This is a genomic window from Micromonospora sp. NPDC048898 (assembly GCF_043198035.1).
GTDB lineage: Bacteria > Actinomycetota > Actinomycetes > Mycobacteriales > Micromonosporaceae > Micromonospora.
This window is the reverse complement of record NZ_JBICUF010000011.1, coordinates 169569-186201: the sequence shown is the minus strand read 5'-3', so window position 1 is coordinate 186201 and position 16633 is coordinate 169569. Positions and strand designations below refer to the sequence as shown.

Annotated in this window: 15 protein-coding genes and 2 riboswitches; of the genes, 1 reads left to right on the top strand and 14 read right to left on the bottom strand. The window is 69.2% G+C overall.

All coding sequences use genetic code 11. The features are described 5' to 3' along the window. Window positions 1–136: 136 nt before the first annotated feature. From ACGFIQ_RS25715 to ACGFIQ_RS25675, 9 genes are all read right to left on the bottom strand, one after another. Window positions 137–901, bottom strand: a complete 765-nt coding sequence (locus tag ACGFIQ_RS25715; RefSeq protein ID WP_363686367.1) for a TatD family hydrolase — start codon at window positions 899–901, stop codon at window positions 137–139. Then, window positions 870–2153 carry a hypothetical protein gene (locus ACGFIQ_RS25710; protein WP_363686365.1) on the bottom strand — a complete coding sequence of 428 codons (1284 nt, stop codon included), beginning with the start codon at window positions 2151–2153 and terminating at the stop codon, window positions 870–872. The genes ACGFIQ_RS25715 and ACGFIQ_RS25710 overlap by 32 nt, the downstream gene beginning before the upstream one ends. Beyond that, window positions 2150–2449 (bottom strand): hypothetical protein, encoded by a 300-nt coding sequence (locus tag ACGFIQ_RS25705; protein WP_363686363.1) that lies wholly within the window; start codon window positions 2447–2449, stop codon window positions 2150–2152. Before ACGFIQ_RS25705 ends, ACGFIQ_RS25710 begins: the two co-directional genes overlap by 4 nt. 485 nt (window positions 2450–2934) lie before the next feature. Further along, window positions 2935–4686 (bottom strand): P-loop NTPase fold protein, encoded by a 1752-nt coding sequence (locus ACGFIQ_RS25700; RefSeq protein ID WP_393247711.1) that lies wholly within the window; start codon window positions 4684–4686, stop codon window positions 2935–2937. 335 nt (window positions 4687–5021) lie between these two features. Further along, a complete protein-coding gene (locus tag ACGFIQ_RS25695; protein ID WP_363686359.1) occupies window positions 5022–5861 on the bottom strand; it encodes an ECF transporter S component in 840 nt (279 codons plus the stop codon). Then, a complete protein-coding gene (locus ACGFIQ_RS25690) occupies window positions 5858–7492 on the bottom strand; it encodes an ABC transporter ATP-binding protein (protein WP_393247709.1) in 1635 nt (544 codons plus the stop codon). The genes ACGFIQ_RS25695 and ACGFIQ_RS25690 overlap by 4 nt, the downstream gene beginning before the upstream one ends. After that, window positions 7489–8667, bottom strand: coding sequence for a CbiQ family ECF transporter T component (locus tag ACGFIQ_RS25685; protein ID WP_393247707.1), 1179 nt, complete (start codon window positions 8665–8667; stop codon window positions 7489–7491). The genes ACGFIQ_RS25690 and ACGFIQ_RS25685 overlap by 4 nt, the downstream gene beginning before the upstream one ends. 4 nt (window positions 8668–8671) lie before the next feature. Beyond that, window positions 8672–9604, bottom strand: coding sequence for an LPXTG cell wall anchor domain-containing protein (locus ACGFIQ_RS25680; RefSeq protein ID WP_393247705.1), 933 nt, complete (start codon window positions 9602–9604; stop codon window positions 8672–8674). Beyond that, the gene (locus ACGFIQ_RS25675) at window positions 9601–12330 is read right to left on the bottom strand and encodes a prenyltransferase/squalene oxidase repeat-containing protein (protein ID WP_393247703.1); all 2730 of its coding nucleotides are present in this window, start codon (window positions 12328–12330) and stop codon (window positions 9601–9603) included. The genes ACGFIQ_RS25680 and ACGFIQ_RS25675 overlap by 4 nt, the downstream gene beginning before the upstream one ends. A gap of 93 nt (window positions 12331–12423) precedes the next feature. Then, window positions 12424–12555, bottom strand: a riboswitch (cobalamin riboswitch). A gap of 52 nt (window positions 12556–12607) precedes the next feature. Then, window positions 12608–12730, top strand: a riboswitch (cobalamin riboswitch). 103 nt (window positions 12731–12833) lie between these two features. On the opposite strand from ACGFIQ_RS25675, the gene ACGFIQ_RS25670 reads away from it, so the two are divergent. Continuing rightward, window positions 12834–14267, top strand: coding sequence for a hypothetical protein (locus tag ACGFIQ_RS25670; protein ID WP_393247701.1), 1434 nt, complete (start codon window positions 12834–12836; stop codon window positions 14265–14267). Between the two features lie 67 nt (window positions 14268–14334). Here the strand turns inward: ACGFIQ_RS25670 and ACGFIQ_RS25665 are convergent, their stop codons facing one another. The 5 genes from ACGFIQ_RS25665 to ACGFIQ_RS25645 all read right to left on the bottom strand — a co-directional run bounded on the left by ACGFIQ_RS25665 (window position 14335) and on the right by ACGFIQ_RS25645 (window position 16627). Further along, window positions 14335–14526, bottom strand: coding sequence for a hypothetical protein (locus ACGFIQ_RS25665; RefSeq protein WP_393247699.1), 192 nt, complete (start codon window positions 14524–14526; stop codon window positions 14335–14337). Further along, window positions 14480–15109 carry a hypothetical protein gene (locus tag ACGFIQ_RS25660; RefSeq protein WP_393247697.1) on the bottom strand — a complete coding sequence of 210 codons (630 nt, stop codon included), beginning with the start codon at window positions 15107–15109 and terminating at the stop codon, window positions 14480–14482. The genes ACGFIQ_RS25665 and ACGFIQ_RS25660 overlap by 47 nt, the downstream gene beginning before the upstream one ends. Next, on the bottom strand, window positions 15106–15777 hold the full coding sequence (locus ACGFIQ_RS25655) for a hypothetical protein (protein WP_393247695.1): 672 nt from the start codon (window positions 15775–15777) through the stop codon (window positions 15106–15108). The genes ACGFIQ_RS25660 and ACGFIQ_RS25655 overlap by 4 nt, the downstream gene beginning before the upstream one ends. Window positions 15778–15972: 195 nt before the next feature. After that, window positions 15973–16290, bottom strand: a complete 318-nt coding sequence (locus ACGFIQ_RS25650; protein ID WP_393247693.1) for a hypothetical protein — start codon at window positions 16288–16290, stop codon at window positions 15973–15975. Between the two features lie 76 nt (window positions 16291–16366). Beyond that, a complete protein-coding gene (locus tag ACGFIQ_RS25645) occupies window positions 16367–16627 on the bottom strand; it encodes a superoxide dismutase (RefSeq protein ID WP_278140396.1) in 261 nt (86 codons plus the stop codon). Between the last annotated feature and the right edge of the window lie 6 nt (window positions 16628–16633).

Sequence of the window (16633 nt, the reverse complement as noted above, 5' to 3'; positions counted from 1 at the left end):
AATAACCTTGCGTAAGTGTACAAGCAGCAGGTTTAGCTCAATCACCCGCAGCCTTTCTGATGACTTCGACAGGCCAGCACGAGAGATGTAGGCGGGTTGCCGACAACAGACGACCGAGGGTTCTTGCAACAGTTCTTTACGATGTAGCTACTAGTGTTTGCTGCAATGCGAGCGGTAGACGCTGCTGCGTCCGTGACCGTTGTGCAAGTTTGGCTAGGTTCCGATACCAAAGCGAACTGATATCAGCCGTAGAGGTGCCAAGTAGTGCCGCGAGACGCGATTCAAGGAATGCGGTGTCGCCTGGGAGTTTCGCCTTGGTGGATCTGCGGCTACTTGGAAAGTCTGTTTCGGGTAGGATTCGGTCCGGCGGTATGAGGTTGAGGCGTTCATCGGTCATCGCGCCGTTGACGGAGAAGTAGCAGCCAATCGCGGATGCTCGTTTGATCTCATTGGCGGTGCCGTTGAACCAGTGAAGGATTGCGCCGGGATGTGGCTGTCGTTCGAGGGCGAGGACAAGCTCGGCGGTCCGGCCAGTGCTGTGCAGCGAGATGAGCACGGGCTGCTGGTGGCAGCCCTCAAGGATCTTGGCGAGGGCCGTCTGTTGCGGCGCAAGGGCGGTCGCCGTGTCCAGTCCGACCTCGCCGATGAGTACGTGTTGTTCCGTCGCGGCATGGATATCTTCAGCGGTGATTGCTTGCAGGGAGGATTTGATGCCGGGGTGGGCGCCGTATCCCCAGATGATGGTGTCGTCGTCGCGTCGGGCTGCGGCTCGGGCCTCGGCGGGGCTGCGGGTCATGGCGAAGATGAAGGCGCCGCCGAGGGCTGTGATCTGCGCGTGAGTGACGTCCGGAGCGATGTGGGCGTGACAGTCAAGCCGGGGTGGGTTGAGGGCTTGGGACACGTCGAAGCTCCTTGAGTCCACGGTTACAGATGTCCATGACTAGGTCGAAGTTGGTGCCTGGCGGCCACATGCCGGAGGCGAGGACGCGGTATTCGTCGAAGCCGGCTGCGCTTGTGTACTGCCACGCGGCGATGTCGTGACGACGGTAGCGGATGAACTTTGTGCGCGAGGTCGGCGGTAGGACGTCCATAAGGTAGACCGTCTGATCGCGTCGTCGGCCCCCGATGAATGCGGCACGACGCACGAGGCAAGCGATGCACAGGCCGCAGTTGAGGTTCGCGTTTCCGCCTTTGAGTCGTCCGGCGTTGGGCTTCGCACAGGACAGCGTTGCAGCGGCGAGCGCGGCGTCCTCGTCGTTGCGCGGACGAAGCGCGGTTGCGACCAGTTGCCCTTTGGTTATGTCCGCATAGGGATTTGTCACCTGGATGTCGGTGAGGCGCAGTTCGGTGAGCAGGTTGCCGAGCTGATGGAAGGTCCACGGGTGGGTGGAGCGGGTGGTGAGCGGGCCCCCGCGCGATGGTTCGAGTGGGGGGTTGATGCTGGTAAAGCCGTTTTCAGGCATGACGACGCGGTGCGCATGTCGGCCTGTGGCGACAGCGACGCCCAGTGCCATGAAGAGTAGGGAGCGCGTGCGAGGTGTGGGTTCCTTGATGGCGGTGGTCGGCCGGAGCGCTAGTCGCAGGTATTCGGTGCCGGTACGCCGTTGGTGCAGTGCCTGTTCAACTCGGTGTTGGGCGTGGCGTACGGCGTTGGAGGTGTCGCGGTGGCCGAGGTACAGCGCGGTCTGTGGCTCTCTGATTTGCAGCAGCGCACCGCAAAGGGAGTCCAGGCCGCCCGACAGGAGGTTGACAATATCGGCAGGCGGGAGTGTCTGGGGCAGGCGACGGGCGGGTGCTTGAGCCGGCAACACCTGCAGGTGCCAGGTATCTCCGGTAAGCCAGTGGAGTAGGTCCACCGCTAGGTCCAGCGCTGGCTGCGTCCACGCGTCCGGGTCTTCGACGTGGACCGCTATGGCGAGTTCGCGACGTAGCAGTAGGTTCGACCTGCGGGTTGTGCGGTCTGCCAGGTATGCCGCAGTGACGACACGTAGCAGGTCGCGGGTAACGTCATCGGTGTCACCGAGTTCGGCCAAGTCCCACCCGACGGCGGCCTCCATCGTCGGACTGGTGCCAGCGACGTGCGGCCATTCAATTACCGTCGGTGAATTGATCTTTGGCTTGGTGCCCTCGGGTATCAGCTCGATAGTCCTCATGCGCCACCCTTCATCCCCAAGACCCGGAATGCCTTGGCGGCGAGCCCGGAGGCGAAGTCGACTAGGCTCTGGACGGTTCTCTTGGCCTTCGGCACGATGCCGCGGGCGGATATGACTGAATGCAAATATTTTTTGGCGCGTTCTTCGATTTGCTGAGCTCGTTGCGGCGTGGTGATGTTCTCCCGCCGCTGCGACGTCAACTCCACCAGCACCTGCTCGTAGGCGAGATTCTCAATGAACATCTCGACTCGACCATCGAGATCGACCTCCTCCTTGGACTTCATCAGCTCTGCCATCGTCCGTATGGTGGCCGCCTTGAGCGCCACTTCATCGGGATGGCTGGGGGCTCCCAGGATCGTGTCAGCGATGTAGGCGCACTGTGCTCGGGTGCCCTGTAGTGAGCGTAGATGATTGAGATCAAGACCGATTTCGCGAAGTGTCGCCGCATCACCGCTCCGCAGGGCTTGCGCACCGGCGATAGCCGTGGCCCCGCGCCCGACTTGCCTGCCGAGGTTACGACCGCCGCCGCCAGCACCGGTGCTGGAGCTGGACGACCCAGATCCCGTAGAACTGGGCCGGGACGGTAAGAGGGACCCAACCGAACCGGGCGAACCCTGCGACGACCCGGTAGCGAGAGCCTTGAGCAACGAGTTGACGAACTTTTCGACCTGTGGTGACGTCGGCGGTGGCGACGATGGTGTGGACATGTCCGAGTAGGAATCGTGCACCGCATCCCATGAGTTGGAGCCGCTGCCGCCGTAGGCGCCTGACGTGCCCATGGTCAGCTGTTTTCTTCCAACGCTTCAAGTGCGGCGCGCACGACATTTTCATCGCCGCCTGTCATTCCGACAAGGGCATGGATGACAGCCGGAAGGCCAGCCAGGTACGCGACGTGGTGCACCTGCATCGTATGGAGAACAGCAGGTGCGGTTAGGGCGGTGGTCACGGGCTCCACCAACCGCGGTACCTGATCGGAAATTTGCTGAAGGGCCTTGATGAGCGGTTCCGGCTCGTTGGTGCGGGCAAGTTGATCGCAAAGGCCTTGAACCACGATGTCCTGATCGTCGTCGGGTAGTGCCACCACTTGCGTAACGGCAGCGTTGCGGGTTGCGTCGGAGGGGTGCGCGAGCAGTTCAATCAGTTCGAGCTGCTCAGCGCTGATCGCCCCGCCGAAGCGCACGTCGCTATTCAGCGTCGCTGCGACGCTCAGATAGCGGTCAATGGCGTCGGCGTCGTCTTTCAGCGACGGAGGATGAGCGGCCCACTCTCTCGTGTCGGATTTGACGCCTTCGGGGGCCTTAGCACCATCAATCTTTTGTGCCCAGTCTTCCCATGCGTCGATGAACCCCTGCCGCTCGCTTTTTGTCTGCTTCGCCAGCGCCTGAAACGCTTCATCGTGGCGTAGCTCCAGCAAATACAGCTTCGTCAGCAGCTCAAGTGGCAGTTCCGCGCCGGCGAGGGACGCCAAGTGCTCACGCACCGCCAGCGCGTTCAGGAACCGTTTGATCGATCGAGGACTGCGCCATATGTCCGCTGCAAGGCCACGCGCGATGCTCGCTGCAAGCGTCAGCGTCGCCACGGTGGGTTCGCTGTCCGATTGGCCTGGAAGTACATAGGGTGCCTTACCCTCCACCCGCCGCTTGCGGGAGAGGGCGACGATCTCTTTGTACCGGCCGCCGGTCGCGGAACCCGAGTTGCACAGCAGCAACGCGATATAGGCTTCAGCCTGCTCGATCGACAGCATGGGCAGCGTGACCGGGAGTTGCACGATCTTCTCCGTGTAGACCTTCGCGAAGCCCCCACGAGCGGCTCCGCTCAGCTCGACGTCGACCGCATCCCGGATCAAGTTCTGGTCTGCGGCGATCACAAACGCCATCTTCTTGACTGACAGGAAGAGCTTGATCGACTCCAGCGTCGCCATGATCGTCGGCGGCAGGCAGCGGTCCAGGTCATCCACTAGCACGACGACCCTCGCCAGACCATCCATCGAATCCATGAGGGCTTGGAACTGCTCCCGGAATCCCGCCATGCCCTGTTGGACCTGATCGGCTTCGCCAGTCCTCGCTTCCGGCGTCAAGGCATCAACGAGGTCAGTAATCCCGGGCGACATGGTGACCGCGCTGGTGATCAGAACCTTTGCCACGCGCCCCCACGCGATCCGCTTGCGTAGCTCGTTCAGCTTCTCCAGGACAATCTTTGACTTGGCTGTCTCTTCTACTGGCAGCTGACTCTGCAACGTGTCGAGGACCTGGGCGATCAGAGTGCCACGCATGTCCTCGGCGTTCTCGAACTCCCATGGATCGATTCGAACCACGAGAACGTGCCCGAGCGCAGAAAGATCCTTCGCGATGAGGTTAAGCGCTGTCGACTTACCACCACCCCAGGCGCTGTGAATTCCGACAGTGACCGGGTCTAGACCTCCCGAGCCCACAATGCGCGCGACGACGTCGGCGATGGCATCAAAACCGAGAAGATCTTCGTCGGCGGGGTTGTCATCGAACAGGCGAGCCTCGCTAACAGTCTGTTTTGCCACAGCTACTCCAAGTCAACGCTCGTCCCTGAGTGGCTGCGCACTCTACCGTGAAGCGCCGACCAAAGGCGTGCTGCAGCGACCGAGGGTCGACTAGCCGACATTTCGAAAACCTGATGATTCATTGTTCCAATCGAACGGCTAGCTCCCACGACCCTCTAGGGGCAGCCGCGTGCTACACATGTCCCATTTCTAAACCACCAAAGGTGCGTCAGAACGCGCGTGACCATAGCGGAAGGCAACGACAAACACAGAGCGACTGGGCAGCACACGGCGACCATGATTGCGAGCGGTGCCCGAAGCCTCAACTGGTCCCCTGGAGGGCGAAATTGGCTGCCTTACGCATGTCGATTCGTCGTTGCGTTGGCGTCCACGTCAGTGACGGCGCTCGTGAACTTCGGGGCCGCTTGGAAGTGCGCCCGGCGGGCTGCACGGCGAAACGCACCCAGCACGGCTGGTCCGGCGAGGGTGACGAGGACGGCCGTGGTGACTGCCCGTCCGGTGTCCCAGCCCAGCGAGGTGACGCTGAAGAAGGTCAGGTACCGGTGGAGTTGTTCCAGCATGGGCAGACCGGGCTGGTAGGCGATTGAGCTGGTCGGGTCGAGCGAGAACGGCCAGAAGGACAGGTTGAGCATGAAGCCGAAGAAGTATCCGCTGACGGCGGCGTAGGCGGCGAGCAGGACGATCTCGGCCCGTCCCCGTACCCGGGGTAGCAGGCCGGCGAACATGCCGACCCAGGCACAACCGAACATCTGGTACGGCATCCACGGCCCCACTCCCCCGGTGAGCAGGGCGGAGGCGAACAGCGAGGTGCAGCCGAGCGCGAAGCCGAAGCCGGGCCCGAAGACCCGGCCGGCGAGCACGAGGATGAAGAAGACCGTCTCGATGCCCGCCGTGCCGGCGCCGAGTGGCCGCAGGGCCGCGTTGATCGCGGACAGCACGCCCAGCATGGCGAGCGCCTTGGCGTCGATCCTGCCGTCGGCGATCTCGGCGAAGATGACGGCGAGGACGAGGAGCAGCAGCACGCCGAACATCAGCGGTGGGGTCTGGGTGGAGCCGAAGGTGCCCGGCGCGACGACGAACGGCCAGAGGAACGCGACGAAGCCCAGGAACGACGCCATGGTGATCGCGAGCACGGCGCGCAGAGGCACGCGGACCGCGACGTTCGGTGTCGTCATGCGGGCACCGCCGGATCGTCGAGGGCGGCGGCGACCTGCCCGACCGTCAGGTAGGGCAGCGGCGCGAGGATCTTCGCGACCTGCGGGGCGAACGTGGGCGACGCGGTGAGCACGGTCGGGACGGGGCCGTCGGCGATGATCTCGCCGTCGGCCATGACCACGACCCGGTCGGCGGTGGTGGTGGCGAACTCGACGTCGTGGGTGGCCACGACGACGGCGCGGCCCTGTGCGGCGAGGTCGTCGAGGGTACGGGTCAGCGCAGCTTTCGCCTGGTAGTCCAGGCCACGGGTGGGTTCGTCGAGGAGTAGCACGCCGGGGGTGACGGCGAGTTGGATGGCGAGGACCAGGGCGAGTTGCTGCCCGGCGGACAGGTCCCGGGGGTGATTGTCGCCGTCGATGCCGGCGGCGATGGCGTCGAGGAGACGCCGGGCGGTGCCCGGTTCGGCGCCGTCGCGGTCGGCCTGGTCGAGTTCGGCGTCGACGGTGTCGAGGTAGAGCAGGTCGGTGGCGGTCTGGGGGACGAGGCCGACGAGTCGGCGGGCTTGGCTGGCACTGACCTGTCCCGGATCGAGGGTGCCGTGTGACGGATCAGGGACGGCGATGCTGCCGCCATCTCGGCGGCCCGAGCCTTGCAGGGCCCAGAGCAGCGATGACTTGCCGGATCCGTTGCGGCCCATGAGCGCGGTGATCTCACCGCGGACCAGTGTCAGGTCGACGCCGCGGACGGCGACGACCGGTCCGTGGCGGACGATCACGCCGGCCGCGGTCAGGGCGTTGCGGGCGTCGGCGTGGGAGTGTCGGTGTGGTCGCGGCGGTGTCGGGGGTAACCGGTCGCGTAGGGCGGCCGCGTGCCGGCGGGCGTCGCGCACGGACAGGGGTAGCGGTGACCAGCCGGCCAGGCGTCCGAGTGCGACCACGGGTGGCGCGACGGTGGTGCCGGCGATGAGGGTGGCCGGGTCGCCGTGGCGGACGGTGCCGTCGCGGGTGACGTGGATGAGCCGGTCGGCGTACGGCAGGACGCGCTCCAGGCGGTGCTCGGCCAGCACGACGGTGACGCCGAGGTCGTGGACCAGTCGGGTGATGGTGGCGAGGACGTCGTCCGCGCCGGTCGGGTCGAGCGCGGACGTCGGTTCGTCGAGGATCAGTACCCGTGGGTGGGCGGTGAGCGCCGCGCCGATCGCGACGCGTTGCTGCTGGCCGCCGGAGAGTTCGTGCAGGCCTCGGTGGCGCAGGTCGGCCAGGCCGAGCAAGTCGAGGGTCTCCTCCACCCGGGTCCGCATGACGGCCGGGTCGAGGGCGAGCTGCTCCATCCCGTACGCCAGTTCCTCCTCGACGGTGTCGGTGACGAACCCGGCCACCGGGTCCTGCCCGACCACGCCGACCAGATCGGCGAACTCGCGCGGCGGGTGATGTGCGGTGTCCCGGCCGGCGACGCGGACGCTGCCCTGCAGGGTGCCGCCGGTGAAGTGCGGTACGAGGCCGTTGATCGCGCCGAGCAGTGTCGACTTTCCCGCGCCGGTGTGCCCGACGACCAGGCACAGCTCCCCCTCGTCGATGTCGAGGTCGACGTCGCGCAGTGTGGGGCGGGACGCCCCGTCGTAGGTGATACTGACGCGCTCGAAGCGGATCATGACGGTGCTCCTGCGGTGTCGGCGGCGCGGCGTCGCACAGGTTCGGGCTCCGGGCGGTGGGGGCGCGGGGGTGTCGGTGCGGCGATCGCGGCGAGGGCGGCGACGAGGATCGCGGCGGCCGGTAGGGCGGGCAGGCTGGGCCAGTGCAGCGGATAGAGGCTCGGGTTGACCGCGGCGGGGTCGTAGCCGGTGCCGGCACTGAGCACGACAGCAGTGACGACGCCGCAGCCAGCGACCGTCCACTCCGGCCACTGCCACGGGTCGGGCCGGTACTGGCTGCGGGAGACGCGACGCCCGCCAAGGGCGAGCCCGGCCACGCAGAGCAGCACGCCGCCGCCGAGACCGCCGAGCCCGACTGGGCGGGGAACCCCTGGGTCGAGCAGTCCGTACGCGCCGACGCACAGGCCCGCCATGCCGGTGAGCATGAGGACTCCGGTGAGCCGTCGCGAGGCGGGTGTGGCGGTGCCGACGCGGCCGTAGCCGCGCGCGTCCATGGCGGCTGCCAGCCGCAGCGACCGGTCCAGGGCGTCGTGCAGGACCGGCATCATGATGGCCCGCAGCGCGCCGAAACCCTTGGTCCGTCCGGCGCGGAGACGGCGGGCTCGGGCGACGCGTTGCACGCTCTCCACCAGTTGCGGTGCGACGCTCAGCGAGACGGTGACGGCGACACCCAACTCGTAGAGCGCACCGGGAAGGACCCGCAGCGCGCGTTTGGGGTTGGCCAAACTGTTGGCGGCGCCGATGCAGCACAGCAGACAGGCCAAGCGGAGCCCATCGACAGCCGCGGACAGGGTCGCCTCCAGGGAGACCGGGCCGCCGATCTGGATTCCCGCGTACCAGTCGGGGGTGGGCAGGTGCGGGAGCCGGAACAGGATGTGGTCCTCGGGGGTCATTCCGGAGGCGAAGACCGTCCGGAACACCACCCGGATCGCGATGATGATCAGGGCCAGGTAGAGGTAGTAGCGGAACGCCCGCGCCCAGGGTGCGTCGGTGCGGCGGACGGTGACGACGAAGCCGAGCACCGCGAAGATGAGCAGCAGCAGCAATGGGTTGCTGGTGCGGCTCGCGGCGGTCGCGAGGGCGAGCGCCCACAGCCACCAGGCCACCGGGTGCAGGGGGCGAGGCAGCCGGGCGACCGCGAGGCGGTGCGGGAAGCCGGTGCGGATCGGGGGCATCGGGTCAGGTGCGGCGTCGCCGCCAGCCGACGACACCGCCGACCAGGGCGAGGACGGCGAGCAGGCCGACGGTGATCAGCGCCGGCAACGCCGAGCCGGTGTCCTGACGGGCAGCCGTCGCGGTGGGCGCCGCGTCCAGGATCCGGGGTCCGTCGGGGGTCGCGCTCGACGGCCCGGACGGCACTCCCACTGCTGAAGGCGTCGGGCTGGCCAGCGGCGTCGGCGTACCGCCCACCGGGAACGACGTCGGCGCTCCCGTCGCGGGGAGGCCGGGTGGGGAATTGCCGGCTCCGGGGGCACCCGGTGCCGGCGGGTTGCCGGCGCCGGGCGGGTTGCCGCCACCGGGTGGGGCCGTGGGTGGCGCGGCCGGGGGTGGCGTGGTGGTGGGGGCGCCGATCGGCGTGTTGTTGCGGGCTCGGACGCTGTCCGGGCTGAAGGTGGGCCGGCCCTGGGTGCCGCCGATGTCGGTCGCTCCGAAGATCCACAGGTCGACGCTGCCGGGCTTGGGTTTGTAGCTCATCGCGCCGAGTTGGCTGTAGACCCAGGTGTTCTGCCCCGGGTCGGCGTGCCAGTACGACCAGTACGCGCTGGCTGGTGGGGTGAGAGCGCACCTCTCGTCGGCGGGGGTGGGATATTGGGTGCCGCCCTGGTGGCCGGCGTAGCCGATCCGGCAGATGAACGCGGGCCCGTCGTGCTGTGTTCCGGTGGTGCGCCAACCACCCTGGTTGAGCAGTTGGTAACCGGTGGTCGGGGTGGTGCCGCAGGAGCGCAGGAGCGGCCCGCCCCACTTGCTGAAGTCGACGGCGAGGATCACCCCGGTCGACGTGGTGCACTGCCCGATCGGCAGCGGCGCGGCCACCGCGGTCGCGGGTGTCCCCGCCACCATGGCGACGATCGACAGGGCCGCGGCCGACCGCAGCCACCTGCGGGCCCTCACGAGACACCGCCGTCGCCGGTCACCGTGCGCCGTCGTGCGGAGATCCGCAGCAGGATGCCGGCGACGACGAGCACGAGCGCCAGGAGGGCGATGGTCAGGATGGACGCGCCGGTGCGGGGCAGGTGGCCCGACGGCTGTCCTCCGGCGGCCGGCGACGACGGGACCAGGCTGGTCGACGGGGACGCCGACGGGCTCGCTGACGAGGACGGCGTCGCGGACGGGGCGGGGGTCTGGGTCGGGGTCGGATCCGTGCCCGGCAGCCCGTGCACGTCGCGGGTCAGCGTGGCGAACGAGATGCCGGTGGCACCGCCCACGACCTGGGTGGAGGCGCGCACGTCGGAGCCGGCCTGCCCGTCGGCGGCGACGCTGAAACCGCCGTCGTCGTTCTGCTGACTGGCGAGGAAGGCCAGGGCCTTGTTGATCTGACCCGCGTAGGTGGTGCCGCGCAGGGTGAGGCCCTGGATCGCGAGCGCTGTGGAGTTGGTGGAGTCACCGGCCGCGCCCGGGAACCCGCCGTGCCCCTTCTGGGTCGAGGCGATCCAGGCCAGCGCCTTGTCGACCGCGCCGGCCGCCGACGGGTCGTCGGTCACCAGGGCGAGGGTCATCGCGGCCATCGCCGTGCTGTCGACGTCCCTGTCGGCATCCGCCGCCGGGATGAGGCTGGGGAACGACCCGTCGGCGCGTTGCAGTCCCTTGAGGAACTCGACCGGCTTGGTGGCGGCCTCGCCCTGGCCGGCGCGGTGCTGCGCGATGATGCCGAGCGACTGCCCGAACACCGAGGTGGCGTACCGGTAGTTGCCGGCCCCGGCGCAGCCGGTGAGCGCGTCGGTCTTGGTGCAGGTCACGTCGCTCAGGGCGGCGATCAGATCGTGTCCACCGAAGGAGCGGGGGTCATAGCCGGTGACCTGGGCCAGTAGGGCCATCTTGCCGATCGCGCCGCCGACGGCGTAGTCGGTGCCGACACCCAGCCACATGTCGACGGTGAAGCCGTTGTCGCCGACCGCGCCGCCGCCGCGCAGGAACTCCACGATCGCCCGCAGCTTGGCGTCGTTGCCGCCGGTGGCGGCCAGGGCGTAGGCGCCGTCGATGCTCAGCCCGAAGTCGGGGAAGCCGGGGAACGACTCGTAGTACCTGCCGTCGATCAGATTGGTCGGCGAGACGAGGTAGGACACTCCCTTGACCAGATCGGGTCGCGGCCCGGTCGGCGGCGGGTTGTTGCCGAGGGTGGCGAGGTTCTTGCCGGCCAGCGCGAGCGCCGCGGCGGCGGTGGCGGCCAGGTCCGCGTCCGGGTTGCTCGGGTCGGGGCTGAGCCCACCATCGGCGACGATCCGGCTGACCAGCAGGCCGGTGGCTGCCGCCGCCCGGTCGGCGTCGCCCAGCACGGCGAGGGCCTGCGCGGCGTGCCCGGTCGAGTAGGTGTCGGTCAGCCCCGCCCCGGTGTACGGCTGGTAACCGCCGTCGGGCTCCTGCGCCGTGGCCAGGAACGCCTTGGCCGAACTGAGCGCCGCGTCGTGCGCGCCGAGCGTGTGCAGCGCCAGGACGGCGAGGGTGGTGGCTGCGAGGTCGGGGTCGCAGGCTTCGGTGGGGCTGCGCCAGACACCGGCGAAGGCTCCGATCGTGCACTGCTGCTCGGTCAGGCGGGTGACGGTGGAGGCCGGCGGGGTGACGCCGGCGCGCTTGAGCGCGAGCAGGGCCGTCGCGTGGGTCAGCGGATCGCTCGATCCGGCGAAGTCACCGGCGGCGGCGCAGCCGGCGTCGGCGTCGGTCGCGGTGCAGACCCGGTCGGTGAGCGTGGCGATCAGGTCCCGGTCGCCGAACGCGCGCGGATCGCCGCTGGTGCTGGTCAGCAGGAGCGCGAGGCTGGCGACGTTGGCGATGCGGGGTGGGGCGGTGCCACCGTTCGGGAAGATCACGGCATCGACGTGCGCCCGCAGATAGTCGACGATCTTGGTGAGCGTCTGGTCCTGCCCACCGGTGCCGGCCAGGGCGGTGGCGACGGCGATGGTCCGGTAGTAGTCGACGAAACCGTTGTCGACGTGGTCGCCGTCGGTGAGCTGCCCCACCAGGTAACTCGCCACCGCCTTGACCTGCGCTTCCGTCGGTCGCGCCGGCACGGGCGTCGAGGTCGGGGTCGGGGTCGCCGTCGGAGTCGGGGTGGCGGTCGGAGTCGGGCCGCTCGCGCGCACTGACTCGGGGGTGAAGCTCGGTGCCCCGGTGGTGCCGCCGATGTCGGTGCCGCCGAAGACCCACGCCTCGACCTCACCCGGGCCCGGCCGCTGCGACATCGCGCCGAGTGGACTGTAGGTCCAGTGGTCCTGCCCGGCCGGGGCGATCCAGTAGGACCAGTAGGCCGACGCCGGTGGCGTCAACTGGCACGCCTCGTCGGCCGGCGTCGGGTGTTCGGCACCGGACGCGAAGGCGGGTGATCCGATCCGGCAGATGAACCCGGGGCCGTCGTGGGCGGTGCCGGTGGTGGTGAAGCCCGCCTCGTGCAGCAGGTCCAGGCCGGTGGTCGGGGTGGCGTCGCAGCCACGCAACACCGGTCCGCCCCAGGCGGCGAAGTCGACGGCGACGATCGCGCCCTGGGTCGGGGTGCAGGACTCCAGCGGATCGGCGAGCGCGGCGCGGGTCGGCACCACCAGCGCCACCGCGCCGAGCACCGCTGCGGCGACGGCCGCCAACCATGCCGCAGGAACGCGCGACGTTTGACTGACCAGTGGGGACATGGCGACTCTCTCGGGGGCTAGCGGCGCAGGCGCGGGCGCGGACCCCGAGGACAAGTCCCGGAAATCTGGCTCCGCGCCGTGTACCTCGACGGCGCTGCGGTGCTCTATCCAGCCAGGTAATCCGACTCGTCCCGAGAATGGGACCTACGGCTGCGGGCCAGCGCCGGACTTTGACCGGCTTCCCCTGACTGCTGGATCGCGGCCATCGGACCACAACCGCGACCACCTCGTCAACGCAAGACCGTGTCATGTACCTAACAGCGCGCGGTAGGGGCTTCCTCCCATACGGTGACCGCGTCATCGCGTGGGGGAACCCGGTGGGAATCCGGGGCTGACGCGCAACGGTGAGGACGGTCTGCCGTCCCGAGCCCGACTACCCACGTGGTGACGCAGCACCTGCGGTATCCGTCCCACGCGTCCTGCGGCCGGCCCGCCCCGTTCCCGCCGGCCCCTCCCGGGCTCCGGGTCGAGGCAGTCGTGCCCCGTACCCCCAAGGAGACCCGATGTCCTCACGCCTCTCCTCCGGCAGTCGCCGGAGACGAATCGCGATAGCTCCCGCCGCCGCGCTGATCGCCACCGTCGTCGCTGTCGCGACCGGTGCAGCGCCCGCCGCCGCGACCTCGACCGCGGCGCAGATCGCCACCGCCAAGACCAACGGTGTCGCCTACCTGCGCACACTGCAGGCCGCCGACGGCAGCTACGCCAGCGGCGGGCTGTCGAACGAGTGGGCGTTCAGCGCGTTCGCACCCGCCGGCGTCGCGGCGGTGGACGTCTACCCCTCTGGCGACACGACCAAGAACGCCCGCGTCGTCTACCGCGACCAGCTCTCGGCCGCGTCCTGGCCGAGCAGCACGCCGGTGGTCACCGACTACGAGCGTGGGGTGCTGAACGCCTACGCCGCCGGCATCGACCCCGCCCGGGTCTCCTCCACCCGTAACCTGATCGCCGACACCATCGCCTACTGGCAGACCGGCTCGGCCGGTTACTACGGCCCGCCGGCCAACTTCAACGGCACCGTCTTTGGCACTCTCGCCCTGGCCGGTGCGAAGACCCAGTCCGGCGCCGCCCGCGTACCGCAGGCCCTGCTCAACCTGTCGATCACCCGGATCCGCAACAACCAGCACAACGACGGCGGCTGGACCTTCACCCAGGCCGAGGGCAACCCCACCCAACTCGCCGCCGCCAGCGACATCGACATGACCGGCGCGGCCATGGCCGCGCTCTGCGCCGCCGGGGTCCCGAACACCGACACCGACGTCGTTCAGGCGAAGAACTTCCTCAAGAGCAAGCTGGTCAACGCATCCGGCGCGTTCAGCTCGATGTTCGGCGTCAACACCGACTCCAACGCCTGGGCGGTCTCCGGCCTGAACGCCTGCGGCATCCCGAGCCAGGGCACCGACTTCACCACCACCGCCGGCAAGACCCCGATCGACTTCCTGCGCGCGCAGCAGCTGAGCGGCGGCGGGTTCAAGTACCTGCCCACAAACACCACCCCGTCGGCGTACGCCTCCATCGACGCGGTACGCGCGCTCGCCGGCGCCGGCTACACCGCCGCTCCCCCGACCCCGGTCACCTCCGGCGCGCCCACCTGGGTCGCGGCGAGCGGATTCACCACGGGCGCCGCCACCCGACTCGCCGTGATCGTCGACAACGGCAGCGGCAGCATCAAGCCGTGCGCGGTGACGCTGACGCCGACCGCCGCCACCACCACCCTCGGCGCCGTGTTGGACGCCGCCGTCGGCGCGGCCGTTCCGAGTGGCTGCGTCACCGCACTGAACCCCACCAGCGGCACCGGCACCGTCACCTCGATCAACGGCCTGGCCAACAGCGGCTCCTCGACCTGGAAGGTCGCCCGCGACGGCGGCACCCCGGTCACCGCGGCGCGCGGCACGACCGTGACCGTCGGCGACACGATCTACCTGCGCTACGGCGCCTGACTGTGGGGTGGTCAGCAGCGGCCTTGCCGCCGCTGACCACCCGCCGGCTGATCCGCCCGCCGCCGCTTTAGGCGAGGGTGACGAGGTGGACCGCGGCGACCGTGACGAGTCCGGCGCCAAAGAGCGTGATGCCGGTAGCGGCGAGGACCGGCGCCACCCGGGTGGCCAGTCCGAGAACGGCACGCGACTGCGCGCCCCGGGTGACCAGCGAGCTACCGGCGACCGCCAGGACCCCGACGCCGAAAAGCACGACGGCCATGCCGAGGCCGAACGTCAACACCAGCAGCAGGGCGAAGCCGGCGCGACCGAGGAAGAGCCCGGTCGCCAGTACGAGGAACGCGGCCGGGGGACGGGGTCAGCCCACCGGAAATGCCCAGCAGGAGCAGGCCGGGACGCTTGCCGTGCTCATGATCATGACTGTGCCCGTGGCCATGACCGTGCTCATGGCTGTGGCTGTGACCGGCGGCGTGCAGATGCCGGCGCACCATCCACAGACCGGTGGCCAGGACTATCAGACCCGCGCCGAGTTGCAGCCAACTCGTGAGCTCCTGCATCCGAATCACCTCGGACAGGGACAGGAACGTCCACGCCACGCCGATCACCAGCACGGAGAGCGTGTGCATGACGGCCACCGAACCGCCCAGCCAGGCGGCGTCGCGGATCCGGCCCCGCGAGCCGGCGAGGTAGGCGGCGGCCAAGCTCTTGCCGTGCCCCGGGGCCACGGCATGGCCCGCCCCGGCGGCGAACGCGAGCACGAACGCCAGCGGCGGCACGCCCGGTGAGTGGATGAGGTCCTGCAACCGATCCGAGAGCGACGCGGAGAGCACCGTGGTCGCGGTCATGCCACGACCCCCCGTCGCCGCAGCCGTCGCGCCACCAGCAACGCACCGATCGCGACGAGCAGGAACCCGCCGACGACGGCGGCGATCTGCACGGCGGCGCTCCGGCCGAGGCTGGTGCCGCTGGCCAGCGTCGGAGCGCCGCCCACGAGGGCCCAGTCGTGAGAGTCATCGCCCGACCCATACACCGCGCGTTGTCCGTCGGGACCGGTGGCCATGGCCCGGTACGCGGGGTTCAGGTCGGTCAGCATCCGCACCGCGACGCTGACCCGGTCGACCGACCCCGGGCAGGTGTAATCGACGCTCGCGCCCACCCGCGCCAGGGCCGTCACCGGCGCGACAACTCCCGGGCAGAGACGCGGGCCGTCGCCCACCGTGATCCGTTCGAGCAGGTACGCGGCGAACCGCTCGGATGCGGCGATCACCGCGGGGTCCGACGTGCGGTAGTCGACGGCGCCGTCGAGCAGAACCCGGTCGGACGGCAGCAGGCCGAGCGAGACGCCGAGCAGCGTCAGGTCGTCGGGGCCGCCGACGCGCCAGCGCACCCGAACGATGTCCGGGCGCTGCTCGTCGCGCGCGATGGACACGGTCTGGGGGTCGCCGAACGGGTGCGCCGCCGCCGGGGACGGCACCGCGACAGCGGCAAGTGCCGCCAGGAAGAGGACGGCCACCGCGGCTCGACGTGTGGGTAGGGACAAGGAATGCTCCGGGATTGCGGGCTACAGGATCGCCTCGACCGTGCCGGGCAATCAGAAACGCGCAGGTCCGGGCCGGAGTGCCACACAAGACCACCACGTGAACACTTCGTTGATCAACTAGCCGATCGGGTCGGTCGGCCGGTGATGCGACAGGGCGGGCAGCAGGCCTCAGTCCTGGTCATCAGCCACGACCAGGCCCTGCGGGACCGCCGGTCCGACCGGGTCGTCGACCTCGCCGGTACAGCGCGAGCACACCCCTGAGGCCCGCTCCGGGGCGCCGGAGCGTGCGGATACGGCGAGCAGAGCCTCCAAGCGGGCAACCCGACGCTGACTGTCCCGCAGCTGCTGGCGAAGCTGGTGCGCCTGGGCCTCGCTGGCACCGAACTGCCGACGGGCAGCCTCGAGCCGGTCGAGATCGGCCACAGCCAGCACCGCCACCTGCTGTCCGTCCATCGTCAGGACACGGTGTTCGGTCTTCCGGCGCATCGGGCCTCCCCGAAGTCGGCGGCGGGCGCTGCGGTTGTCCGCTGGGTTCCGCCCGCAGGCGGAACCCAGCGGGCCGTCATGCCGGTGGGGACTGAGCGGTCTCGGCCAGGAGCAACGACAGCTCCCGGACCAGATCGTCCATCGACTGGCCGCTCTGCGCCTTGACCAGACCCAGAGCGAGATCAGCCAACAGGTAGAAGCCGAGGGTGCGGGCCTGCTCGGAGCTGAACGCGGACATCAGTTCTTCCGCGCCGGCGAGGTCACCGCGGTGTTTGGCGGCGATGACCCCTGCGGCGCGTTGGACGATCTCGGCCGCCTCGGGGGTGTACCCGCTCACGCCGGG

What these genes read in the sequence shown, in the direction of transcription:
- ACGFIQ_RS25710 (WP_363686365.1), bottom strand. Translation starts at nt 2,153, where the DNA reads ATGAGGACTATCGAGCTGATACCCGAGGGCACCAAGCCAAAGATCAAT.
- ACGFIQ_RS25705 (WP_363686363.1), bottom strand. Translation starts at nt 2,449, where the DNA reads ATGGCAGAGCTGATGAAGTCCAAGGAGGAGGTCGATCTCGATGGTCGA.
- ACGFIQ_RS25695 (WP_363686359.1), bottom strand. Translation starts at nt 5,861, where the DNA reads ATGACGACACCGAACGTCGCGGTCCGCGTGCCTCTGCGCGCCGTGCTC.
- ACGFIQ_RS25690 (WP_393247709.1), bottom strand. Translation starts at nt 7,492, where the DNA reads ATGATCCGCTTCGAGCGCGTCAGTATCACCTACGACGGGGCGTCCCGC.
- ACGFIQ_RS25685 (WP_393247707.1), bottom strand. Translation starts at nt 8,667, where the DNA reads ATGCCCCCGATCCGCACCGGCTTCCCGCACCGCCTCGCGGTCGCCCGG.
- ACGFIQ_RS25675 (WP_393247703.1), bottom strand. Translation starts at nt 12,330, where the DNA reads ATGTCCCCACTGGTCAGTCAAACGTCGCGCGTTCCTGCGGCATGGTTG.
- ACGFIQ_RS25670 (WP_393247701.1), top strand. Translation starts at nt 12,834, where the DNA reads ATGTCCTCACGCCTCTCCTCCGGCAGTCGCCGGAGACGAATCGCGATA.
- ACGFIQ_RS25665 (WP_393247699.1), bottom strand. Translation starts at nt 14,526, where the DNA reads ATGGCCGTCGTGCTTTTCGGCGTCGGGGTCCTGGCGGTCGCCGGTAGC.
- ACGFIQ_RS25660 (WP_393247697.1), bottom strand. Translation starts at nt 15,109, where the DNA reads ATGACCGCGACCACGGTGCTCTCCGCGTCGCTCTCGGATCGGTTGCAG.
- ACGFIQ_RS25650 (WP_393247693.1), bottom strand. Translation starts at nt 16,290, where the DNA reads ATGCGCCGGAAGACCGAACACCGTGTCCTGACGATGGACGGACAGCAG.